The organism is Buttiauxella sp. BIGb0552 (assembly GCF_004366275.1).
GTDB lineage: Bacteria > Pseudomonadota > Gammaproteobacteria > Enterobacterales > Enterobacteriaceae > Buttiauxella > Buttiauxella gaviniae.
This window is the reverse complement of sequence record NZ_SODY01000002.1, coordinates 204800-226871: the sequence shown is the minus strand read 5'-3', so window position 1 is coordinate 226871 and position 22072 is coordinate 204800. Positions and strand designations below refer to the sequence as shown.

Below are 22072 nucleotides of genomic sequence, written 5' to 3'. Positions count from 1 at the left end.
GAAATGCGTAGGGGAAATTTACTTAGCTGCGGCAGTGCGCCACTGTTTGATGTAATCCAGACGTTTTTTCTGTTGCAGATATTCCAACAGCGTTTCATCCACAGGGATTGGTTTGAGTGCACTACCTAACATTTTCGTCATGCCGTCGATATCATTTTTGCCTTCGATATCGTTGCGGATGGACGGGATGTCTGCCTGATTGGCCAGGATGCTTTGCCCTTTTTCAGACAGAACGTAGTCCAGCCACAGTTTCGCGGCATTACTGTTTTGCGCTTGCTGACTGATGAACGACACGCGCGACAGCACCAGGGTGTAATCCTTCGGATAGGAAATTCCCAGAGACGGGTCGGTTTTGGCGCGGGCTTCAGCGTAGGAACCCAGAATGTTAAAGCCGATCAGGTTTTCGCCTGATGAGACCCTCTCCATCATGGTGCCGGTGGACGACTGCACAGACAGGCCGCCTTTAGCGATATCAGCCAGAGTTTTGAAATAATTCGGGTCGGCTCTGAAATCCTGTACAGAAAGCATGAAGCCGAGACCGGATTTCTCAATGTCGTAAGTGGTGACTTTTTTGCTGAATTTATCAGGCTGGCTGGCGATAAGTTTTGCCAGAGCGGTGTGGGAATCTGGCACTTCATTCGCCGGAATCAAACGTTTGTTATAGATAAACACTACCGGCTCGTAAGTTGTTCCGTAGGCTTTGTCTTTCCACACAGCCCATTTCGGCAATTGACCTTGCTCAGGGGATTTATATTCCTGTGCATAGTCGACTGCTAGTTTCAGCGCGGTGTCCATCGAAGAACTCCAGACCACATCGCCGCTGGTGCCGCCCGCTGCCTGTTCGCTGATATAACGGTTATACAGTTCGGTACTGTTCATATCGTTATATTCAACTTTAATACCAGGGTATGTAGCCTCAAACCCCTGAATCAGCGGGCCCGCGGCTTTGGTATCGGTGGTTGAATAGATGACCACTTTGCCTTCTTTAGTCGCCGCATCAACGACTTTTTGGTAGTCAGCCGGGTAGCCTTGAGGAAGTGCAGACATTGCAGAGCAGGACATCAGTACAGCGGTAGTGATTACAGAGAGATGTATTTTATTTAACATTATTATTAACCTTTAGCTGCGTTTGGGTAACTAATGGTCAACATAGCGCATGGGGTTTGACAGACAATGGGGGGGAGTTTTTTAACTTTCCGAATTGTGATTCGGGGCTTTTTTTAGGCAATTAACACCATTAAAACCGCGAATGCGTGCGGCTATATCGGATGACGCTACGCTGATTCACGCTACAAAAATATGCATTTACCCACCGTTGGCGGTGGGATAGGCCGTAGGCGTTATCCACCAATTTTGCGGTATAGACGTCGCGGATGACCGATATTTCCGTATTGCATCTCGACGCCGATAATACCCATCTCCACGCAATACTCGAGATAACGGCGCCCGGTGGTTTTACTAATCCCTACTTCTTCTACCACTTGTTCTACCGACCAACTGATATCAGGTCTGCTCGTAAAAATGCGCTGAACTTTCTCCAGCGTGTTCGGCTCAATTCCCTTCGTGGAAGGGGCTGAGGCCGCATTGATGGCGGGTAGGTTATACAATCGGTCCAGCGCATTCTGATCAACCGTCTTCACATGACGCAACGTTTTGACCAGTTGCATAAAGCGCTCCAGCGAACTGCGCAGGCGGTGAAATGAGACGGGCTTAATGATGTAGTCAAACGCGCCGCTGCGCATCGCCTGGCTGCAAGTTTGCATATCGCTGGCAGCAGTAATGAAAATCACCGAACAGTCGAAGCTCTTAAGCAGCGGGCTGTCTATCAAATTTACCCCCTGGCCATCCGGCAAAAAGTTGTCGAGCAATATCAGTCGTGGCTGATGTAACTCAAGCAGGGATCGCGCCTGCTCAAGTGTCGCGGCAATTCCCACGACGCGCAGGTGAAAATTTTGCTTAATGAAATCGCGATGCAAACCAGCAAGGTGGGGTTCATCTTCCACAATGACGACATCAAATGAGTTGCTGTTATTCATGGTTTTACCCTGCTCAAACATTTACCGGAAAGGGGATAAAAACAGAAAATATTGTACCTTGCGGCGTATTGTCTGTGATTTCGATACTGCCGTGAGCTTGATGGACGTAACTGGCAACCAGATATAGACCGATGCCATGTTCTGAGCCTGCCATCTCATGAATGCTTGACGGTTTAGTGGTGACGCCTTGCTCAAAAAGGTGGGGTTTTAGTTCGTCATTCACACCGCAGCCCTGGTCGGCTACTTCAATCACCAGTTCCTGATTCCTGTCTGAAATATAGAGCTCCACAGGCGCTGAATGTGTTGGGGCTTTCAACATGGCGTCCACGGCGTTATCGAGTAAATTGCCGATTACCGACATGAGTTCAGTTTCACCCATTGTCGCGGGAATCCGGGTTAACTGGCAGGCCGGGTCAAATTTAAGCTCAATACCTTTTTCGCGTGCGCTGACGTATTTCCCTAATAACAGGCCACAAAGGGCAGGGGAGGTGAAATGCGATGAGACAAAATCCAGCACATTCTGTGCACCCTCGGATTGCGCCTGGATATAGCGTATCGCATCGTCATAGCGCTGCATCTGCAACAAACCGGCGAGTGTTGCAGTCCAGTTCAACTGTTCATGGCGCATGATGCGCAGGTTGTCTGCGTAGCGCTTCACCTGGCTTAATTGGCTGCTGAGAGTGTTCATATCGTTTTTGTCGCGGAAGCTAAAAACCCAGCCGCTTTCAGCCCCTGGTTCGAGTTCAATCGGTACACGGTTAACAATCACCTGCCGTTGATTCAGCACGGTTATTTGATCGTGATGGCTGTTATTTTCTGTCACGCCATGTTGATTAAAAAATGTCGGTGGCGTTTGTAATATCTCTTCGAGTGGTTTGCCGAGTAGTTCATTTTCAGGCTGGCGAATATCCAGCAACTCGCGCGCGGCACGGTTAATTAATATCAGCTGCCTCTGCGCGTTAACGGCAAATACACCTTCATACATCGCTTCGAGCAACGCTTTTTGTTGGAGCACTAGCAGAGCAATATCCTTTGGCTCCAGCCAGAACATTTGTTTTTTGACATTGCGGGTGAATATCCATGAAAAAATAAACAGCAGAATCAATAGCAGCAGACCATATAAACCCGCTTGCCAGAGCCGGTTGGCATTAATATTGGCGATATATGAAGTGAGATAACCAACAGAGACAATACCAATCACTTGGTTTTTAGCATTAAAGATTGGTGCCTTGCTGCGTAATGAAACACCGATGCCACCTTTACGCATAGAAATAATCGTTTTGCCTTGCAAAACTTCGGCGTTATCTCCACCAATCATTGGCAGGTTAATGCGTTCCGGGGATTCAGAGTGGTAAAGATGCTGTTCGCGCGCATCGCCTATCACAATGTAACTGGCGTCACTTTGTTTACGTAATGGCTGGATTAAACGGGCAATTGCAGCCATGTCACGGGTTGCTACCATTTCCGCCAGCCCCGGTATCAGTGCGATTTCACTGGCCTGAACACGTGCGCGTTGACCCAGGTCATGTTGTATTTGCCGGTCCATAAAGTGGAACAACATCACGCCCAGCAAAGCTAATAGCAGGCACGAAAAGAGCACCAGAGATAAAAAGAGTTTTACCTGAAAAGGTAGTCTACGCTTCATATAACCTGCCGTAATGGAAATAACGAAAACAGACTTGGGAAGCGTATCATGCAAAAAACACTGTTGTACTCTGGCAAGAGGTGAGTTGTGAAGTCACCAGAGAAACAATCATTAATTCTCACATATAAATCAGGGTTAATGGCCATATGAACTCCCATCTTTTAATTTTTATTAATCAGACAGGATTAACCTTATTAAAACCTTAGTTTGCGATATTAATTGCGAGAGGCTATTCGGGGGATTTTACAATTACTGGTAGTCAGAAACTCATAGCCAGGCCGATACCATAACCCGTTGTGTTATTACCGAACATATAGCGAGCCACCACGCGAGTTCGGGTAATAAAAACATTATACTTACTGCTATCAAGTTCAAAGCCCAGCCCCACAGACGAAAGACTATTAAAACCGAGTTGGCCGCGTTGATCGCCAAGATATTCAGTATGTGCCCCTTCGAGCACATAGCGAACCGGGCTTTGAAGTAACGTCCAGTCAAATAAAGGTGCCCGACGACGCAGATAAAGCCCCAGATTTTCCGTGCTGGCGTGCCCTTTGACGGCACTTGAGGTATTACCGAAGGTTTGCAGGCTCATTCCGGAATAGCGCAATTCAATATCGATGTCCTGAGGCCTGGAAAATAGCTCGTAGTCGAGCATCAAAGAGCCTCCCAGACCATACGCATTGAGGCGCCCACCATCAAGAAAATCAAAATCATTATCTCTACGCTGCTCAAGCACGTAAGTGCCAACCCGTAAATCACTCACCATGGTGCCCAGCATGACATTGGCAATAGGGCGCAGTACCAGATTTCCCCCGCGTTTATCGGTATAAAGATGAAAATCCCAGCCAATACCTCCACTTGCGGTAACACTGTTCCATTTTGTTGGGATCTTGCGGCTTTCTTCACCGTTGGTCAGGATAAATTGCGGGTCATAACGGCTGTAGCTCATCGCCCCTTCAAGATAAAGGGGAAAGGATTCACTGAGTGTTGCTCCGCCCCCAAATTGGGTGATGGAAAGTTCATGGCTCTCGTTGTTACCGCTGCCAATATTAAGATCGCTGGCGGTGATGTCGGGCACAACGGTGTAGCTCATTAGAGTGAGAACCGCATCTGCGCGCTGCTTAAGACGATTGCCGTCTAATGCAAAACAAACCGGGCTGAACAGCAGTGCCGCCAGCAGGATGTGAGCGCCAGGTAACGGAACAGTCATAAGTGACTTGTAGCCTCCGATGGTCTTGACGACATGACAGGCAGAAGTAAGCAAACATAAAAGTCCTGCTAACAGACCCAGCTTTAAAGTTTAGAACTGATAACTGTAATTGACACTAGTAAACCAGAGATAAGGTGGGCATAACTCCTCGCGAGGATCTCAGGTGAGTGTAATAGCGCTAGTACTTCAAGCCAGCGGATTGATAAACAACATTAATCAACAGTCATTAGAGATGATGTATTTTATCGTAACCACTTACATGATGTGCCATTAGTGGATCGTATGTGTTGTGAACAATATTTGTTATAGCCAATTCTATTTTGACACTACAATTTGTAGCAGGTAGGTTGCGCTTTCGCCAATGTCTGGAGGGATTATTGAGGTCTGGCCCTGGTGATTTTTTGGGTATTTAGAGTGCAGGAAAATATAAACAGAAAAGATTTATCTTAATCGCGTAAAAATTAATCAACTTCGGTTTTAACCATCTTTTCAATCAAATGCAGGCTTTCAGAAATATGATGGAGAATATTGCCCGTATCAAAAAGTATTGCAAGCCATAGCAGGATAACCAGGGCAAGTGCGCCCATCGCAGAATAATTGAAAATTTCATTACATTATTGGTAATAAGGGATTACTGATACTAATTATAGCAATCTGACTACAACCTCAATTAAACAACTCATCTTTTACAAAATTATGCAGAAAAGCGGGACGAATCCCGCGCTTTACACTTATTGTTTCTGATATCGCGGAGCAGGAATTCCTGTCCGGGAAGCAGCGAAAATCGCCAGTCGTGCAGATTCGTAGGCTTCCCATAAAGCCAGATCGTGCAGTGGTGGCACCGTCACCTCCTCGCCTTGATCCAATCCCACCAGTGCGGCATCAACCATATTTTCAGCGGTCATAATAGAATCCGGGGCCAAATGATCCATTGATACACCTGAGACTTCCCAGATTTCCGTTGCGGTGACCGCAGGCAATACCGCCTGAATGCGCACATTGCTGCCCGCAATCTCTTGCTGCAAACCACGCGTGAAATTCAGCACATAGCCTTTGGTGCCGCTATACACGGCGCTCCCCGCGATGGCGTGGAGTGAGACGACTGAGGCAATGTTGATAATGGTGCCTCTATTTTGTGCCTGGAAACGGCCGAGGACGGCGAGGCTTAGACGAGTGAGCGCGGTGATATTGAGCATTATTTCTGTCTGGTGTAATTCAGCGCTGCCTGCGGTGAAAGGAGCAAGGTGCGCGGTTCCGGCATTATTGACCAGCACACTGATTCGCTCGTTACTGCGCAGCGCTTTTTCAACCACCTGAATACCGCTTTCTGCCGCCAGATCGGCCGGCAGTATCTGGACGGTGATGCCATGCAGAGCTTCAAGCTTACTCGCCAGTTCGCGCAAACGTTCTTCACGGCGTGCGACTAATAACAGGTCGTAACCGCGAGCGGCAAACCGCTCTGCGTATATCGCACCAATACCTGAAGATGCGCCCGTGATGACTGCAACAGAAGGGGAAGTGGTCATGGTAAAGCCTCGTCGTGAAAGTTGATTTTTGGTTTCATAATGAAACTAAATTAAAGTTAGGCTTATTGGTTCTATAATGCAACCACATTGCGTGCATTTTTTTATTTCTGCATTGAGATGAACGCTTGCTGGTGGATTATGGGATTAATAATAAAAGGGAATCGGCGAATAGTGGATGCCGTTGCACTAGTCGCCCAGGAAACCTCGTTCTTAAACTAACTCAGGGCGCTGTGCTATCACCTCATCAGGCGCAAGCGTGCGGCCATCCTGCGCTTGTAGCTGGAGTTTACGCAACGGCTGTTGGTGTACATCATCAACAAGCACGCTGCACTTTTCATGGCTATCAAACAAGTAATCACCTCCCCATTGGGCGAGGGCAACCAGCACGGTTTGCAATGCTCGTCCTTTTTCGGTCAACACATACTCATTCCAGGCGCTGCCGTCAGTGGCAGGACGCACGGTCAAAATACCTTGTTCCACCAGATGTTTGAGTCGCTGAGTCAGCATGTTTTTGGCGATGCCGAGGTTTTTCTGGAACTCACCAAAACGTGTCAGGCCGTTTAAAGCATCGCGCACGATAAGCAATGACCACCAGTCACCGATGATATCCAGTGAACGGGCAACCGGGCAGACGCTACCCTCCATACTTTTGCGTTTCATTAATCCTCCACAGGCTTAGGGCCTTTATTAGTTTTATTATAAAACCTCCTGCCGGGCTTGAGTAGTTTTCCTTCAACTTACTGTTTTGCGAGCGGCCCGGAAGGCGGTGTCAGTTTTTTCTGCCAAACTGAATGCGGCACTTTTGTGCAATAGCATCTTGAGGATGAAGAGATGAATAAAAAAACGATTACGGCATTACTGGCAATGGCTTACTTCGCTCCTGCGTTGGCTCAAGCCGAAACAGCACCACAGGGTTACCAGCTTCAACAGGTTTTACTGATGAGTCGTCACAATCTGCGTGCGCCGCTTGCCAATAATGGCAGCGTACTGGAACAGTCGACTGCGCAATCATGGCCCGAGTGGGACGTGCCAGGCGGTCAACTCACCACCAAAGGTGGCGTGTTGGAAGTGTATATGGGCCATTATTTGCGTGAATGGTTTGCGGAGCAGGGGTTGGTGACCAGCGGTGAATGCCCAACGCCACAAAGCATTTATGCCTACGCGAACAGTTTGCAACGCACCGTTGCGACAGCACAGTTCTTTATCACTGGTGCGTTCCCTGGTTGCGATGTGCCTGTCCATCACCAGGAGAAAATGGGCACGATGGACCCAACGTTTAATCCGGTCATCACCAATGGTTCACCAGAGTTTCAACAAGCAGCTGTGAAGGCGATGGAAACCCAGCGTGAGCAGTACAAACTGGGTGACAGCTATCAGCTGCTTGAGCAAATAGTTGCTTTTAAAGACTCGCCGAGCTGTAAAGAAAAGCAGCAATGCGATCTCACGGCTGAAAAAGATAAATTCACTGCTAATGCCACTGAGGAGCCAGGAGTCAGTGGCCCACTAAAAGTGGGGAACTCGCTGGTAGATGCGTTCACATTGCAATATTACGAAGGGTTCCCACTGGATCAGGTTGCCTGGGGGCAAATCAAAACGGATCAGCAGTGGAAAGTGTTATCGCAGTTGAAAAATAGCTATCAGGACACGTTATTCACCTCGCCACAGGTTGCTCAGAATGTGGCGGCACCGCTGATTAAATATATTCAGAAAGCGTTGGCGGGAAGTAATAATAAAGGGCCAAAAATCACTTTGCTGGTGGGGCATGACTCGAATATTGCATCGCTTTTGACGGCATTGGATTTCAAACCTTATCAGTTGCCTGAACAGTATGAACGCACGCCAATTGGCGGGAAAATTATGTTCCAGCGCTGGCATGATACGAATAACAATCGTGAATTGATGAAAGTCGAATATGTGTATCAAAGCGCGGAACAACTACGTAAAGCTGATGTGCTAAGTCTGCAGCAGCCTCCGCAGCGGGTTACGCTCCAGCTTAATGGTTGTCCAACTGATGCGAATGGTTTTTGTCCGTGGGATAAATTTACGCAAGTATTGGCGCAGAGCGTGAAGTAGGGAAGTTACTGTCTCCCCCGCGTGCTGCGGGGGAGGTAGTGCAGACTAAACGTTTCTGCGTTCTATCGTCTGTTCGCCCCAAAATAGCGAATCTTTATCTGTTTTTTCAAATGCCAACGCCAGTACCTCGTCGTTGCCATCTTCCCAAATTTTCTCCGCCATTTTTTCGTCGTATTTAGCCACTTCAAAAATAGCCTCAGCGATTTCAGGAGAGGTGTTACGTAAACTCGCCCATTCACCTACGTGATGAACTTTTGATTGTTGATTCTGCATGTACTCCTCCAGAATTATTTAACCATTTAGTTTAACGGCAAGGCCCGCTACGTGTTCACCTTGATAGCGAGCAATGGAAAGCTCTTCCTGGCTTGGCTGACGCGAACCATCAGCCCCGGCAATGGTTGTTGCACCATACGGCGTCCCGCCACGAACCTGAGAGACATCAAACAATTCTTGCGCGGCATAGCCGATGGGAACAATGACCATCCCGTGGTGAGCAAGAGTTGTCCAGGTTGATGAGATAGTGTGTTCCTGGCCGCCGCCGGTGCCTGTCGAACTAAACACGCTGGCAAGCTTGCCGTGCAAAGCGCCTGATGCCCATAAACCACCAGTTTGGTCGAGGAATGTGCGCATCTGGCCGGCCATATTGCCAAAACGAGTGGGAGTGCCAAAAATAATAGCGTCATAATCGGCAAGCTCTTGCGGTGTGGCTTGCGGGGTATTTTGCGTCTTACCCCCGGCTTTTAAGAAAGCTTCACCTGACATGGTTTCCGGGACTCGCTTCACCGTTACTTCCACGCCATCTACTTTCTGTGCACCCTCTGCCACAGCACGTGCCATGGTTTCGATGTGTCCGTACATTGAGTAATAAAGCACCAGAACTTTAGCCATTTCGCTTCACTCCTACCTATGACGCAGCGATTTGCTGCACTCATCTAAAGATATGTGCTGTGGCCCAGAGTGCAACTCAGAGACCTGTTTCCTTGATTCTGCACAAGAGGGGGGCCTATTTTCGTAAAATTACGTCACATTTTCATTAGGTGACTATTTCATTAAAAATAAGAAAGTCTTATGGATTAAGCGGCAAAAAAATCACCCATTTTGGCGATTACATGTTGCAAAATATTACGGTTAACTGGTCAATTGCCCTGACTGCACTAAGCTTAGTTCCACGTAGCGGTACTTAAGCTGCGCGGTGAAAGAATCTTCTTTGACTGAATGCAATATGATGACTTAACTATTTCACCAATCCGGAGGTTAGAAATGGCAAACCATCGTGGTGGTTCAGGTAATTTCGCTGAAGACCGTGAAAGAGCATCAGAAGCAGGTCGTAAAGGTGGCCAGCATAGTGGCGGGAATTTCAAGAATGACCCGCAACGCGCCTCAGAAGCAGGCCAAAAAGGGGGCAAAAATAGTCACGGCAAAGGCAGCAGTAAGTAGTCACTCGCCAGACTAACCCCAACCGCCGGTTTTCACCGGCGGTTTTATTTTGACTATCCCATTGCATGGCTCAGCACCTCATCGCACACTATCCGGCTTGCTTATATCGTCCAGGTCATGTCATGTCCGCCTTACTTCGTCGTTACCAACTATCCGTTAAACCTCAAGAAGCGATTTTGATCCTCATCACCATGTTCTGGGGAGGAACTTTCCTCGCCGTGCAATATGCAATGACAATGAGCGGGCCATTCTTTTTTGTTGGTGTACGTTTTGCGACGGCCGCGTTAGCTGTTGGGTTGCTGTCAATAAAATCGCTGCGTGGCCTGACCTGGCTTGAAGTGAAGGCAGGTGTATTTATCGGCGTTTCTATTGCCATCGGTTACAGCATGCAAACCTGGGGTTTGCAGACTATTCCCAGCAGTAAATCAGCGTTTATCACGGCGATGTATGTCCCGCTGGTGCCTGTGCTGCAATGGATTTGTCTCGGCAAAATGCCTGGGGTGATGTCCTGGGTGGGTGTGGTGCTGGCATTTATTGGCTTGGTCTTCCTGGCCGGGCCGGAAAATACCTCACTCACGCTCGGTGCGGGCGAAATTATCACGCTGATAAGCGCTCTTGCGATTGCCGCAGAAATTATCCTCATCAGCGCCTGGGCGGGCAAAGTGGATATTAAGCGTGTCACCATTGTCCAGCTCGCTACTGCCTCGATTGTGGCGTTTGCCACTATGATCCCCGCTGGGGAAAGCGTGCCATCGTTTACCCCCGGTTTGCTGGTGATTGCATTAGGGCTAGGCATTTTCAGCGCCATTATTCAGGTGACTATGAACTGGGCGCAACGCAGTGTTTCACCCACCCGCGCGACGGTGATTTACACCGGCGAACCGGTATGGGCGGGGATTTTCGGGCGTATAGCAGGGGAGCGCTTACCCGTTTTAGCTCTGCTTGGCGGCGCATTGATTGTGTTGGGCGTGCTGGTGAGTGAGTTGAAGCTTAAACGTAAGAAGAAAGAGGTATCGTTATCAGTTTTGTAGGGTTGCGCCATCCACCCACTACGGCAGTTGTGTCGGATGACGCTTCGCTTATCCGGCCTACGGAATGACTGTACTTTGGCCGATAACCACCGGGCGGCGGCTCAGAATAGCGTTCAATATAATCGCGCCGAACGTGGCCGTGCCAATCCCGCCAAGCGTGAAGCCGCCCAGTGTTAAGGCGAAATCTCCGGCGCCCAAAACCAGTGTTACCGCCACCATAATCAGGTTGCCGTTCTGGCTTAAATCAACATTGTGCTGCACCCAAATGCGTGCGCCTGCAACGGCAATCAAGCCAAATACCACGATAGACGCACCGCCAATCACCGGGCCTGGAATGGTGTGAATCAGTGCGCCAAATTTTGGTGAAAAGCCCAATAACATGGCGATGCCGGACGCGGCGACAAACACCAGTGTTGAGTAGACTTTGGTTACCGCCATCACGCCGATATTTTCGGCGTAGGTTGTTACGCCGCTGCCGCCAACGGAACCCGAAAGCATCGTTGCAAGGCCATCGCCAACAAAGGCTTTGCCGATATATGGGTCCATATTTTTTCCCGTCATCCCGGCGACGGCTTTCAGGTGCCCAAGGTTTTCGGCCACCAGAATCACTGCAACGGGAGCAATCAACATCATCGCCTGTGCGTTAAATGTCGGGGAGGTGATTTGCGGAATGCCAAACCAGGCGGCCGAACTTAACAGGGCGAAATCGACCGGTTTGCCAAAGCCAAACCCATTCGCCAGAACCGCATAAATGGCGCAGGCGAGGATCAGGCCAATGAGAATCAGCAAGCGTTGAATCATGCCACGGGTAAACACTGCGACCAACCCGATACACAACACCGTCATGACTGCCATCCAACTATCAAAACTGCTGGCTGAAACGCCGCGCACCGCGATTGGCGCGAGGTTAAGGCCGATTGCCATCACCACCGCACCGGTAACAACCGGTGGCATTAAGCGCTCAATCCAGGCTGTTCCGGCCTTCATCACCACAAAACCAATCAGCGTATATACCAGGCCGCAGGCGATAATACCGCCGAGCGCAACGCTCAAATGTGGGTTCAGCCCTTGCCCGTTAAACCCTGTAACGGCTATCACTACACCAACAAACGCAGCACTTGAGCCTAAATAACTCGGCACCCGTCCGCCAGTCACCACAAAGAACAACAATGTCCCAATACCCGACATCAGTATCGACAGATTCGGGTCAAGCCCCATCAGTAGCGGCATTAGCACCGTGGCACCAAACATCGCTACCGCATGTTGCACACCCATCACCAGCGTCTGGCCGAGGGGGAGTGTTTCGTCTGGAGCTACCACACCACCTTCTACCGCAGTTTTTTTATGCCATTGTGGAAACCAGGTATTCGCCATATTTATCTCCAGCAGATATCGTGTCGGCTAACAGGCAGGCCGCATCAGTTGATGGTAGCCACGGTCAAACCACACCAGGCCATGGGTATCGTCGTTACGTTCAAGGGCAACTAATTCACAAAATAAAATGTCATGCGTACCAACACTGACGACCTGGCTAATGCGGCAGTCGAACGACACGAGTGCGCCTTCCAGTTGCGGGCAGCCGGTTACACCGTGCCGCCAGCGAGCCGCGGAAAAACGTTCGGTCATCGCTGTCTTTCCACCAAATAAATTCGAAAGATCTTCATGCCCTGCCGCCAGCGTGTTCACACACAGCGCCTGATTGCGGCTAAAAATCGGCCATACGGAAGCGCTACGATTCAGGCAAACCAGCAATGTTGGTGGCTCATCCGTTACGCTACATACCGCCGAGGCGGTAAACCCGGCGCGTCCGGCAGGACCATCGGTGGTGACGATATTCACCGCCGCGCCAAGGCACGACATCGCATCGCGAAAGGCTTGTTTTTCGATCATCTTTAACTCCTCAGGCGAGAACACATGCTTCTTCAAATGCTAAACGTGGCAAGCGTGAATGGGTTTTCGCCGGGTCACCGTAGCCAATATTAATCAGCAAATTGCTTTTCCAGCCGCTTGTGGCAAAAAACTCGGCATCCACTTTTTCACGGTCAAAACCAGACATTGGCCCGGTATCTAAACCGAGTGCCCGGCAGGCAGAAATCAGATACGCCGCCTGCATCGAGCTATTGCGAAACGCGGTTTCCTGCGCCAGTTCCGGGCTTGAGGTAAACCACGCGCGGGCATCGGCGTAAGGGAATAGTTTCGGCAGTTGCTCAAAGAATGCCGGGTCCCAAGCCACAATCGCAGTGACGGGGGCTGTCATGGTTTTTTCGATGTTGCCCGCAGAAAGAGTGGGTTTCAGGCGCGCTTTCGCTTCAGTACTGCGCACAAACACAAAGCGGGCAGGCGAACAGTTGGCTGATGTTGGGCCAAGGCGCAGCAGGTTATAAATCTCAGCAATTTGTTCATCACTCACAGGGGTATCCAGCCACGCGCTGTGGGTATGTGCGCCAGTGAACAAGGTTTCCAGTGCCTCGGACGTAATAGCATGACTCATACAATTTCCTTGTGATAAGCAGGTTCGGTTGCCAGCAAACTCAGTAGTCGCTGGTTAAAATCACTGGCCGCGGTGACGTTACAGGCGTGACCACCCCACGGCATGATTTCCAGCAGGCTGTCTGGTAGCGCGTGGTGCAATTCTTCAGAACAATTCCACGGCACCAGCAGATCGTCACGGGAACAAATCAGCAGCACCGGCTGGTGGATATGTGCCGCTGTGGCATGAAAGTCAGCGGCCTTCAGCGCATTCAGGCGGCGAGTAAGATTTTCTTGCCCTTGAAAGTGCGCGTTATGCATCGCTTCTTCGGCTTCCAGCCGTGGCTGGTTGGCGGCCATCCAGTCTGCCGGGTAAAGAAACAGCGGTTGAGCCTGCAAATAAGCCCCTGGTCCGCTATCGTGCAACAGCGTTTCGCGAACCGCAAAGCAGCGCCGGGTATGGGCATTGAGCTGCAACCAGCCGTTGATTATCGCCAGCTTGTCGATGGCTGCGGGGTAATCCAGCGCCAGCTGCATCGCGACCAGACCACCCAGCGCATGTCCAAGCACGTTGTAATGCACGATGCCCTGTTGCAGCATGGCGGTGTGGATTTCATGTGCCATATCCGCGAGGCAATAATCATTGGGCAACGGCTCTTTATTCACACCAGTGCCGCGCTGGTCATAAACCACCAGTTGGTAGTGTTCAGCCAGTGCCGCACGTTGTGGCAGCCAGTAACTGCCCATGCCACCGAGCCCGGCTATTAGCAGCAAGACCGGGGCGTTGGGGAAGGGCGCTTGAGTCAGCTCAATCTGCATAAGCTATTTCCCGATGTGCGCGATGCTTGCGATTTCGACCAACGCATCTGGTTTCACCAGACCACACTGAATGCAGAACCGTGCAGGCTTATCACCTGGGAAAAACTCGGCATACACTTCGTTGATGGCGGCGTAGTTCGTCCAGTCGGTAATAAAAATGGAGTTAAACGTCACGTCGTCCATGGTGCCGCCTGCGGTTTCAATCACCGACTTAATGGTTTCCAGCACATGGCGCGTCTGGGCTTTAGCGTCGCCGACATACACCACATTGTTTTGTTTATCGAACGGCAGCGTACCGGAGACATACACCACGCCATCGGCGAGGGTGCCTGGCACAAACGGTGCGATAGGCGTTGTGGTTCCTGGCGGAATGATTACGGATTTCGGCATGGGTTATTCCTTATCAGGCAATGCGGGCGAAGGATTGTGGCTGCAAGGCCTGGCAAAATGTGCCGACGTCGCTTACCCAACCAAAGAAGGTTTCGATATTGAATAATGCGGCCTGCTGCACAAAAGTAGGCCCGGCCTGATGGGTGGCATCGGCAAGCACCACGCCAAAATATTCAAGGAAAAACCCGTCGCGCAGCGTCGACTCCACGCAGACGTTTGTGGCGATACCGGTGAATACCAGGTGGCGAATGCTGCGCGAACGCAAGATGCTGTCGAGCTGCGTGTTAAAGAAACCGCTGTAACGAGGCTTGGGCAGAACGATGTCACCTGCCTGTGGTACCAGTTCGTCCACCAGCTGGTAGTCCCAGCCGCCTTTTGCCAACAGCGTTCCCTGTAATTCCGGCTGCTTGCGCATGGTTTTCAATGCATTGGATTTATGGAAGTTTGGCGAGCCTGGGCCACCCGCTTCGACGTAATCGCTATCCCAACCGTTCTGGAACCAGACAATCAACATCCCCGCTTCACGAGCGGCGGCAACAGCAGTTTTGATGTTTTCGATAACCGGTTTCGTTGCCGAAACATCGAACCCGGCAAGATCGAGATAGCCACCTTTGCTTGCATAAGCGTTTTGCATATCCACGACAATCAGTGCCGTCTGTTCAGGTGCGAATGTAATGGCTTCCGGGCGTGCATCAAGGGTGATGTTTTTCATTACGCCACCTCGCGAGCGGAAGGGGAAAGATGGGCGCGCGACTGCATCAGCGGCTGGATTTTTTCGCCAAAGGCTTCAATACCACTCAGGAAATCATCAAAGGTTAGTAGTACCCCTTCAGCGCCCGGCACGGTCGCCACTTCATCCAACAGGCGGGCGACCGTGGCATAAGAGCCAACCAGGGTGCCCATATTGATATTCACCGCTGAAGTGGGGTCAGCCATTTGCCGCACGTTAGTATTAGTGCCTGAACGGGTGTCTTTCTGGCTCTGTTCAGTGAGCCACGCCAGCGCTTCTTCGTCGGCACCCGCTTTGTAATGCTCCCATTTCGCGCGAGCGGCTTCGTCGGTTTCATCGGCGATGATCATAAACAGTACGTAGGAGCCGACATCGCGCCCGGTTTTCTCCGCCGCTTCCATCATGCGCGCGGCGGTAGGGGCAAAAGCAGTTGGCGTGTTAACGCCTTTGCCAAAGCAGAAGTTATAGTCGGCGTATTCGGCGGAGAACGCCATCCCCGCGTCGCTTTGCCCGGCGCAAATCATTTTTACCGGTTGAGCAGGGCGCGGGCTTAAACGGCAGTCGTTCATGGTGAAAAATTCACCTTTTAAATCACTTTGCCCGGTTCCCCACAAATCGCGCAGCACGGTGGCGTATTCGGCGAGGTAGTCGTAGCGGCGTGCGAAGTATTCGTCCCCCGGCCAGATCCCCATTTGCTCGTATTCAGGTTTTTGCCAGCCGGTGACCAGATTGACGCCAAAACGGCCAGGGGCGATGGAGTCAATGGTCGAGGCCATGCGCGCCACAATGGCGGGTGGTAAGGTTAGCGTGGCGGCCGTGGCGTAGATTTGAATTTTGGAGGTCACCGCTGCAAGGCCTGCCATCAGGCTGAACGACTCGAGGTTGTGATCCCAGAACTCCGTTTTGCCGCCAAAGCCGCGCAGTTTGATCATCGAAAGGGCAAAGTCGAAATCGTAGTATTCCGCTTTTTGCACAATCGCTTTATTGAGCTCAAAAGTGGGCATGTATTGCGGCGCGGTGGTAGAAATTAACCAGCCGTTGTTACCGATAGGAATGAATACGCCAATTTTCATCGCAGACCTCTCATCACAGGTGATATACCCATCATCCTTCAAGCCGCAGCTGCGTTGGCTGCAAACGCTCGTCCCAGTCACTTACTCAAGTAAGCTCCTGGGGACAATCGTCCTTGCCGCCTTGCTGCAACTCGAATGCTAATGGGTATTGATTTGTCATTTCAGTCTTTGCAAACCTGATGCCAGGTTAAGAAAGTCATTTGTTATCATTGCGTTATTTATTGGTTACTGTTTTTAGGTGATGAAAACCAGACTGTTTGGTCAAAACTGGTGCACAAAAAACAGGCGTTCGTGCGCGTTCAGGGTGCATACAACGCGCACTTCTGGCGTGGTCTTTGCTATGCTGTCGGGCAAAACAGAACGATGAGAGGGCGCATGGCACAAGGTGCGGCAGCAACGAAAGAAACCGGACGGCGTTCAAAAGCGGTAGCGGCGAAAAAGCAGGCTATTCTGGCGGCAGGACTGGAGTTCTTTTCCCAATTTGGCATTCACGGCACCAGCATCGAACAGGTAGCTGAGCGTGCGGAAGTGTCAAAAACAAACCTTCTCTATTATTACCCTTCCAAAGAAGCACTCTATATTGCAGTGCTTAAGCAGATCCTTGATATCTGGCTTGCCCCTTTGCGTGCATTTCGCGAGGATTTGCAGCCGCTGGTGGCGATAGGCGAATACATCCGGTTAAAACTGGAAGTTTCTCGAGATTACCCGCAAGCCTCGCGTCTGTTCTGCCTTGAGATGCTGCAAGGTGCACCATTGCTGAAAGAGGAATTGACTGGCGATTTGAAAGCGCTGGTTGATGAGAAATCGGCAATTATTGCCGGTTGGGTTGAGAACGGGAAGTTGGCGGCGGTCGATCCGCATCATCTGATCTTTATGCTGTGGGCCACCACACAACACTATGCTGATTTCGCAAGCCAGGTTGAAGCAGTGGCAGGTAGCAATTTAAACAATGAAGTATTTTTCCGCCGCACGGTGGAAAACGTGCAGCGGATGATTATTGAAGGTATTCGAGTGCGTTAATTCGCGCTTGAATGGAAGACACAGCTCACATCGCCTTCTTCGCACTGGAGCGTGCTTTTCAGCAGTTCAGTGCGTTCGCGGGTTTTATCCGTCATACATTGCGCGTGAACCATCGGTGCGACTGATGCGCCGTCAGCACCAGAGGTTAAGAATGCACAGTCGGCGTCGCGAAACGCTATCCACGCATTTTGCGCCGCTTTGAGCTGGGTTTTCTGTGTGTCCGTGGCGAGTTTCATCGCCTCTTTGTAAGCCTGATTAAGTAAATCATCCTGCTTTTTATATTCGTTACTGGCGCATTCGTTGAGCCCAGCTTGTGAAGTTGCCGAGTCGCAACTATCGGCCAGAACGTTTGCGCTTAGCAACAGGCCCATCATCAGTAAACAAAAGCGTTTCATCATCAATCCTCGAAGAAAAGGGCCTTTGTAGAGGTGGATGACGCTTTCGCTTATCCACCCCTACAAGACCTTGCAAATTGTTCCCGAAAGCTTAGTGAAACCTTAGCCGATTGTCATCAAACTGGCGTTACCGCCTGCTGCTGCCGTGTTCACGCTCAGTGAGCGTTCAACGTATAAACGCTCCAGCAACAGGTTAGTTTCGCCGCGTGCGAAGCCTTGCACCGAAACAATGGCCCCATCCCGCGCCGCTACCTTTTCACACAATGCGCGTAACTGGTCGGAATCACCGTGGTAAATCACCGCATCAAACGGCTGGTTCAGCAACGTATCTTCTTTCGCGAAGTCGATATGCTTCTGTACCAAATCCGGTAGCGCTTTTGCCAGTTCGCGATGAAGTTTGTCATCAGCCCATAGCGCACGGCTGCCCACACTTGTGACCGCTGCCAGTTGCACCAGTACATCCTGCTCATTATCTGCGATACACAACACGCGTTCACGCGGCATTAATGCGTAAGTGTTACGTTCACCCGTTGGCCCCGGTAACTGGCGTAACGTGCCGCTTTGTGCCAGTTGCGCGAAGCGTGCGCAGATAGCAGGCAATTCGCCTTTTTTTACCGCCCATTGTGCGAACGCTTGATGAGCTTCCTGAAGGCTGGCTTTAAGCGTGGAATCCACCGGTAGCTCAGCATCCTGGCGGTTAAAGGTAGTTTGCAGCGCGTTGTCCGGGCGGTTTGCCAGCAGGCGATACAGATACAGTGGGCCACCGGCTTTCGGACCGGTGCCCGATAAACCTTCGCCACCAAATGGCTGCACACCGACGACTGCACCGACCATATTGCGGTTGACGTACATATTGCCGACATGTGCAGAACCGGTAACTTGGCCAATGGTCTCGTCAATACGCGTATGTACACCTAGCGTCAGGCCATATCCCGCCGCATTGATTTGGTTAATCAGCGTTTCCAGGTTGCTGCGGTTGTAACGCACCACGTGCAATACCGGGCCAAACACCTCTTTTTGCATCTCATCAAAGCTTTCTAGCTCAATTAATGTAGGCGCGACGAAAGTACCGCTCTGCCACTCTTTCGCATCCACGCTGTTTTCACGAGCCGCCTGGAATACTTTGCGGCCTTTACTGCGCAGCGTTTGAATATGCTTCTCGATATTCTCTTTTGCTTCGGCGTCGATAACCGGGCCGATGTCCGTGGTTAAGCGGCCTGGGTTGCCCATGCGGCATTCCGCCATGGCACCGCGCAGCATTTGCAGCGTGTGCTCGGCGACATCTTCCTGAATGCACAGTACGCGCAGTGCGGAACAACGTTGGCCTGCGCTATCAAAGGCCGAGGCCAGCACATCAACCACCACTTGTTCGGTAAGCGCTGAAGAATCGACGATCATCGCGTTCAGACCGCCGGTTTCTGCAATCAGCGGCGTCGGGCGACCTTGTGGATCAAGGCGGTCGGCAATATTGCGTTGTAGAAGCGTCGCCACTTCCGTGGAGCCGGTAAACATCACGCCACGTACGCGGGCATCGCCTGTTAACTGTGCGCCAACGGTTTCACCACGGCCTGGCAGAAGTTGCAGCACGCCTGCAGGCACACCGGCTTCCAGCAGAATATTAATACCGAGGGCGGCAATCAGCGGGGTTTGCTCAGCCGGTTTTGCCAGCACACTGTTACCGGCGGCGAGGGCTGCAGCAATTTGCCCGGTAAAGATAGCCAGAGGGAAGTTCCACGGGCTGATGCAAACGACTGGGCCCAGTGGACGGTGAGTTTCGTTATCGAAATCATCGCGTACCTGGCCTGCGTAGTAGTGCAGGAAGTCTACGGCTTCACGCACTTCGGCAATGGCATTGCTAAAAGTTTTACCGGCTTCACGCACCAGAACGCCAATCAGCTTCTGCATCTGGCCTTCCATCATCACGGCCGCTCGCTCAAGAATCGCGGCGCGTTCTTGTGGCGGGGTGGCGAACCAGATTGGTGCATTGTTAACGGCACTCACGAGTGCTTGTGAAACCTCTTCGTGCGTGGCTTCACGCGTATAACCAACGACATCTGTCGGTTCCGCTGGGTTTTTCACTGCCACCATATCGCCTGGTGTGACGGCATTCTCCAGAATCGGCAGTGCCTGCCATTTTTGTGCCGCACTATTAAGCAGGGCAGAGGAGAGGGAGGCGAGGCGATGCTCGTTCGCCAGATCCAGGCCGCTGGAGTTGGTGCGGTTCGCGCCGTATAGCTCTTTCGGTACAACGATTTTTGGATGTGGCAGACCGAGTTGGCCTTCTTTAACCGCGATAGCTTCAATGGCGGTAACCGGGTCGGCAACCAATTCATCTAGTGGCAAGGTGTTGTCGGCAATACGGTTAACAAACGAGGTGTTCGCGCCATTTTCCAACAGGCGGCGCACCAGGTACGCCAGTAGCGTCTCGTGGGTGCCAACAGGTGCATAAATACGGCAAGGGCGGTTCAGTTTACCATCGGCAATTTTACCCACCACTTGATCGTAAAGTGGTTCACCCATGCCGTGCAGGCACTGGAATTCATACTGGCCTGGATAGTAGTTCTGCCCGGCCAGATTGTAGATTGCTGCCAGCGTATGGGCGTTGTGTGTCGCAAACTGCGGGTAAATCAAGTTTGGTACTGCCAACAGTTTTTTCGCGCAGGCGAGATATGAGATGTCGGTGTAAACCTTACGGGTATAAACCGGGTAGCCTTCCAGGCCGTCCATCTGGGCGCGTTTGATTTCGCTGTCCCAGTACGCACCTTTCACCAGGCGAATCATCAGGCGGCGACGGCTGCGGGTAGCGAGATCCACCAGGTAATCAATCACAAACGGACAGCGTTTTTGGTACGCCTGAATCACAAAACCGATACCGTTCCAGCCGGCCAACTCAGGTTCGAAGCAGAGTTTTTCCAGCAGATCGAGTGAGATCTCCAGACGATCGGCCTCTTCTGCGTCGATATTAATGCCGACATCATACTGGCGTGCCAGCAGCGTCAGGAATTTCAGGCGTGGGTACAACTCTTCCATGACGCGATCGTACTGCGCACGGCTGTAGCGCGGGTGCAGTGCGGAAAGCTTGATGGAAATGCCAGGGCCTTCGTAAATGCCACGCCCGTTAGAGGCTTTACCAATCGCGTGAATCGCTTGCTGATAAGAAACCATATAAGCCTGTGCATCGGCTTCAGTAAGTGCTGCTTCACCCAACATATCGTAGGAGTAGCGGAAACCCTTCTCTTCGAGTTTACGTGCGTTAGCTAATGCTTCGGAAATGGTTTCGCCGGTCACAAACTGCTCGCCCATCAGGCGCATCGCCATATCCACACCTTTGCGGATTAACGGCTCACCGCTTTTCCCGATGATGCGGTTCAGGGATGTCGACAGACTCGCTTCATTGTGGGTGGACACCAGTTTGCCGGTAAACAGCAGACCCCAGGTGGCAGCGTTCACAAACAGTGATGGGCTACGGCCAATATGCGAGTGCCAGTTGCCGTTGCTGATTTTGTCGCGGATTAACGCATCGCGCGTCGCTTTGTCCGGGATGCGCAGTAATGCTTCGGCCAGACACATCAACGCCACACCTTCTTGCGATGAAAGTGAGAATTCTTGCAGCAAACCTTGTACCATGCCCGCCCGGCCTGATGCGCTCTTCTGATTACGAAGCTTTTCAGCGAGTTGGTACGCCAGTTTGTGAGTTTGTTCCGCAATATTCAGAGGCAAACGCGCCTGTTCCAGAATCATCGGCACCGCATCGGTTTCCGGGCGGCGCCAGGCTGCGGTAATAGCTGCGCGAGTTACGGACTGAGGAAGAATTTGTTCTGCAAAATCAAGGAACGGCTGGTGTGTTTCTTCAATGTGCGGGGCAGCCTCTTCGCTTTCATTCGCGGCACCAGCCAGCATGGCCGGAAGTTCTGGCAGTTCATCGTTATTTTCCAGGCGTTCGAGATAATTAAATATCGCCTGTTTAATTAGCCAGTGTGGTGTGCGGTCAATACGTGAAGCGGCGTCTTTTATACGCTCGCGGGTAGCGTCGTCCAGTTTTACGCCCATGGTGGTGGCCATGTCAGTAACTCCCATACCCGTTATCACTCGGGTAAATATTGAAGGGTTGATAAAAGTTATCGGGCAATATCTATCATGTTGCAACTTTGTGCAACCTTGTTAAATGTGAGCCAGATAGCAAGCTGGGAAATAGATTGAATTGTTAAATTTGGAATT

The 22072-nt window shown here is 51.1% G+C and carries 21 protein-coding genes; 4 read left to right on the top strand and 17 right to left on the bottom strand.

What is annotated here, in order from left to right:
- Positions 1-18: 18 nt before the first annotated feature.
- From EDF88_RS05880 to EDF88_RS05855, 6 genes are all read right to left on the bottom strand, one after another.
- Positions 19-1107, bottom strand: a complete 1089-nt coding sequence (locus EDF88_RS05880) for an ABC transporter substrate-binding protein (RefSeq protein ID WP_134183534.1) — start codon at positions 1105-1107, stop codon at positions 19-21.
- Positions 1108-1340: 233 nt separating this feature from the next.
- On the bottom strand, positions 1341-2036 hold the full coding sequence (locus tag EDF88_RS05875; RefSeq protein ID WP_134183532.1) for a response regulator: 696 nt from the start codon (positions 2034-2036) through the stop codon (positions 1341-1343).
- A gap of 13 nt (positions 2037-2049) precedes the next feature.
- Positions 2050-3681, bottom strand: coding sequence for a sensor histidine kinase (locus EDF88_RS05870; RefSeq protein WP_134183530.1), 1632 nt, complete (start codon positions 3679-3681; stop codon positions 2050-2052).
- A 259-nt stretch (positions 3682-3940) separates the two neighbouring features.
- Positions 3941-4891, bottom strand: coding sequence for a hypothetical protein (locus EDF88_RS05865; RefSeq protein WP_064517706.1), 951 nt, complete (start codon positions 4889-4891; stop codon positions 3941-3943).
- 731 nt (positions 4892-5622) lie between these two features.
- Positions 5623-6417, bottom strand: a complete 795-nt coding sequence (locus EDF88_RS05860) for an SDR family oxidoreductase (protein WP_134183528.1) — start codon at positions 6415-6417, stop codon at positions 5623-5625.
- A 210-nt stretch (positions 6418-6627) separates the two neighbouring features.
- Positions 6628-7077 carry a helix-turn-helix domain-containing protein gene (locus EDF88_RS05855; RefSeq protein ID WP_134183526.1) on the bottom strand — a complete coding sequence of 150 codons (450 nt, stop codon included), beginning with the start codon at positions 7075-7077 and terminating at the stop codon, positions 6628-6630.
- A gap of 171 nt (positions 7078-7248) precedes the next feature.
- On the opposite strand from EDF88_RS05855, the gene agp reads away from it, so the two are divergent.
- Positions 7249-8490: a bifunctional glucose-1-phosphatase/inositol phosphatase gene (gene agp / locus EDF88_RS05850; protein WP_064517712.1), complete on the top strand. Its 1242-nt coding sequence runs from the start codon at positions 7249-7251 to the stop codon at positions 8488-8490.
- A gap of 45 nt (positions 8491-8535) precedes the next feature.
- Here agp and EDF88_RS05845 read toward each other — a convergent pair whose 3' ends face one another.
- Complete coding sequence (locus EDF88_RS05845) at positions 8536-8763, bottom strand: YccJ family protein (RefSeq protein ID WP_064517714.1); 228 nt, start codon at positions 8761-8763, stop codon at positions 8536-8538.
- An 18-nt stretch (positions 8764-8781) separates the two neighbouring features.
- The gene (gene wrbA, locus EDF88_RS05840; RefSeq protein ID WP_064517716.1) at positions 8782-9378 is read right to left on the bottom strand and encodes an NAD(P)H:quinone oxidoreductase; all 597 of its coding nucleotides are present in this window, start codon (positions 9376-9378) and stop codon (positions 8782-8784) included.
- 372 nt (positions 9379-9750) lie between these two features.
- Here wrbA and EDF88_RS05835 point away from each other — a divergent pair, with 372 nt between their 5' ends.
- Together EDF88_RS05835 and EDF88_RS05830 are read left to right on the top strand one after the other, a co-directional pair.
- Complete coding sequence (locus EDF88_RS05835) at positions 9751-9927, top strand: general stress protein (protein ID WP_034456279.1); 177 nt, start codon at positions 9751-9753, stop codon at positions 9925-9927.
- Between the two features lie 122 nt (positions 9928-10049).
- Positions 10050-10958 carry a DMT family transporter gene (locus EDF88_RS05830; RefSeq protein ID WP_064517718.1) on the top strand — a complete coding sequence of 303 codons (909 nt, stop codon included), beginning with the start codon at positions 10050-10052 and terminating at the stop codon, positions 10956-10958.
- A gap of 57 nt (positions 10959-11015) precedes the next feature.
- On the opposite strand, the gene rutG is transcribed toward EDF88_RS05830, so the two are convergent.
- From rutG to rutA, 7 genes are read right to left on the bottom strand one after another with little or no spacing between them, the layout of a single operon-like run.
- Positions 11016-12332, bottom strand: coding sequence for a pyrimidine utilization transport protein G (gene rutG / locus EDF88_RS05825; protein WP_134183524.1), 1317 nt, complete (start codon positions 12330-12332; stop codon positions 11016-11018).
- A gap of 27 nt (positions 12333-12359) precedes the next feature.
- A complete protein-coding gene (gene rutF, locus EDF88_RS05820) occupies positions 12360-12848 on the bottom strand; it encodes an NADH-dependent FMN reductase RutF (protein ID WP_064517722.1) in 489 nt (162 codons plus the stop codon).
- A gap of 10 nt (positions 12849-12858) precedes the next feature.
- Complete coding sequence (locus EDF88_RS05815) at positions 12859-13449, bottom strand: malonic semialdehyde reductase (protein ID WP_064517723.1); 591 nt, start codon at positions 13447-13449, stop codon at positions 12859-12861.
- Positions 13446-14246, bottom strand: a complete 801-nt coding sequence (gene rutD, locus EDF88_RS05810; protein WP_134183522.1) for a pyrimidine utilization protein D — start codon at positions 14244-14246, stop codon at positions 13446-13448. Before rutD ends, EDF88_RS05815 begins: the two co-directional genes overlap by 4 nt.
- 3 nt (positions 14247-14249) lie before the next feature.
- Positions 14250-14636, bottom strand: a complete 387-nt coding sequence (rutC, locus tag EDF88_RS05805) for a pyrimidine utilization protein C (protein WP_064517727.1) — start codon at positions 14634-14636, stop codon at positions 14250-14252.
- A 13-nt stretch (positions 14637-14649) separates the two neighbouring features.
- Positions 14650-15348, bottom strand: coding sequence for a pyrimidine utilization protein B (gene rutB / locus EDF88_RS05800; RefSeq protein ID WP_134183520.1), 699 nt, complete (start codon positions 15346-15348; stop codon positions 14650-14652).
- Positions 15348-16439 carry a pyrimidine utilization protein A gene (gene rutA / locus EDF88_RS05795; RefSeq protein WP_134183518.1) on the bottom strand — a complete coding sequence of 364 codons (1092 nt, stop codon included), beginning with the start codon at positions 16437-16439 and terminating at the stop codon, positions 15348-15350. The genes rutB and rutA overlap by 1 nt, the downstream gene beginning before the upstream one ends.
- A gap of 375 nt (positions 16440-16814) precedes the next feature.
- On the opposite strand from rutA, the gene rutR reads away from it, so the two are divergent.
- The gene (rutR, locus tag EDF88_RS05790) at positions 16815-17459 is read left to right on the top strand and encodes an HTH-type transcriptional regulator RutR (RefSeq protein ID WP_064517733.1); all 645 of its coding nucleotides are present in this window, start codon (positions 16815-16817) and stop codon (positions 17457-17459) included.
- Here the strand turns inward: rutR and EDF88_RS05785 are convergent.
- Both EDF88_RS05785 and putA read right to left on the bottom strand, forming a co-directional pair.
- Positions 17456-17854 (bottom strand): lysozyme inhibitor LprI family protein, encoded by a 399-nt coding sequence (locus EDF88_RS05785; RefSeq protein WP_064517734.1) that lies wholly within the window; start codon positions 17852-17854, stop codon positions 17456-17458. The genes rutR and EDF88_RS05785 overlap by 4 nt on opposite strands.
- A 102-nt stretch (positions 17855-17956) precedes the next feature.
- Complete coding sequence (gene putA, locus EDF88_RS05780; protein ID WP_243839594.1) at positions 17957-21916, bottom strand: trifunctional transcriptional regulator/proline dehydrogenase/L-glutamate gamma-semialdehyde dehydrogenase; 3960 nt, start codon at positions 21914-21916, stop codon at positions 17957-17959.
- Positions 21917-22072: the final 156 nt, after the last annotated feature.

Excerpts from the sequence above, each read along its gene's own strand:
- rutF (WP_064517722.1), bottom strand. The coding sequence starts at position 12,848 with ATGATCGAAAAACAAGCCTTTCGCGATGCGATGTCGTGCCTTGGCGCG.
- EDF88_RS05880 (WP_134183534.1), bottom strand. The coding sequence starts at position 1,107 with ATGTTAAATAAAATACATCTCTCTGTAATCACTACCGCTGTACTGATG.
- EDF88_RS05785 (WP_064517734.1), bottom strand. The coding sequence starts at position 17,854 with ATGAAACGCTTTTGTTTACTGATGATGGGCCTGTTGCTAAGCGCAAAC.
- rutC (WP_064517727.1), bottom strand. The coding sequence starts at position 14,636 with ATGCCGAAATCCGTAATCATTCCGCCAGGAACCACAACGCCTATCGCA.
- EDF88_RS05860 (WP_134183528.1), bottom strand. The coding sequence starts at position 6,417 with ATGACCACTTCCCCTTCTGTTGCAGTCATCACGGGCGCATCTTCAGGT.
- rutG (WP_134183524.1), bottom strand. The coding sequence starts at position 12,332 with ATGGCGAATACCTGGTTTCCACAATGGCATAAAAAAACTGCGGTAGAA.
- EDF88_RS05845 (WP_064517714.1), bottom strand. The coding sequence starts at position 8,763 with ATGCAGAATCAACAATCAAAAGTTCATCACGTAGGTGAATGGGCGAGT.
- EDF88_RS05815 (WP_064517723.1), bottom strand. The coding sequence starts at position 13,449 with ATGAGTCATGCTATTACGTCCGAGGCACTGGAAACCTTGTTCACTGGC.
- EDF88_RS05835 (WP_034456279.1), top strand. The coding sequence starts at position 9,751 with ATGGCAAACCATCGTGGTGGTTCAGGTAATTTCGCTGAAGACCGTGAA.
- rutA (WP_134183518.1), bottom strand. The coding sequence starts at position 16,439 with ATGAAAATTGGCGTATTCATTCCTATCGGTAACAACGGCTGGTTAATT.
- agp (WP_064517712.1), top strand. The coding sequence starts at position 7,249 with ATGAATAAAAAAACGATTACGGCATTACTGGCAATGGCTTACTTCGCT.
- EDF88_RS05855 (WP_134183526.1), bottom strand. The coding sequence starts at position 7,077 with ATGAAACGCAAAAGTATGGAGGGTAGCGTCTGCCCGGTTGCCCGTTCA.
- rutD (WP_134183522.1), bottom strand. The coding sequence starts at position 14,246 with ATGCAGATTGAGCTGACTCAAGCGCCCTTCCCCAACGCCCCGGTCTTG.
- EDF88_RS05870 (WP_134183530.1), bottom strand. The coding sequence starts at position 3,681 with ATGAAGCGTAGACTACCTTTTCAGGTAAAACTCTTTTTATCTCTGGTG.
- EDF88_RS05875 (WP_134183532.1), bottom strand. The coding sequence starts at position 2,036 with ATGAATAACAGCAACTCATTTGATGTCGTCATTGTGGAAGATGAACCC.
- EDF88_RS05865 (WP_064517706.1), bottom strand. The coding sequence starts at position 4,891 with ATGACTGTTCCGTTACCTGGCGCTCACATCCTGCTGGCGGCACTGCTG.
- rutB (WP_134183520.1), bottom strand. The coding sequence starts at position 15,348 with ATGAAAAACATCACCCTTGATGCACGCCCGGAAGCCATTACATTCGCA.
- EDF88_RS05830 (WP_064517718.1), top strand. The coding sequence starts at position 10,050 with ATGTCCGCCTTACTTCGTCGTTACCAACTATCCGTTAAACCTCAAGAA.
- rutR (WP_064517733.1), top strand. The coding sequence starts at position 16,815 with ATGGCACAAGGTGCGGCAGCAACGAAAGAAACCGGACGGCGTTCAAAA.
- putA (WP_243839594.1), bottom strand. The coding sequence starts at position 21,916 with ATGGCCACCACCATGGGCGTAAAACTGGACGACGCTACCCGCGAGCGT.
- wrbA (WP_064517716.1), bottom strand. The coding sequence starts at position 9,378 with ATGGCTAAAGTTCTGGTGCTTTATTACTCAATGTACGGACACATCGAA.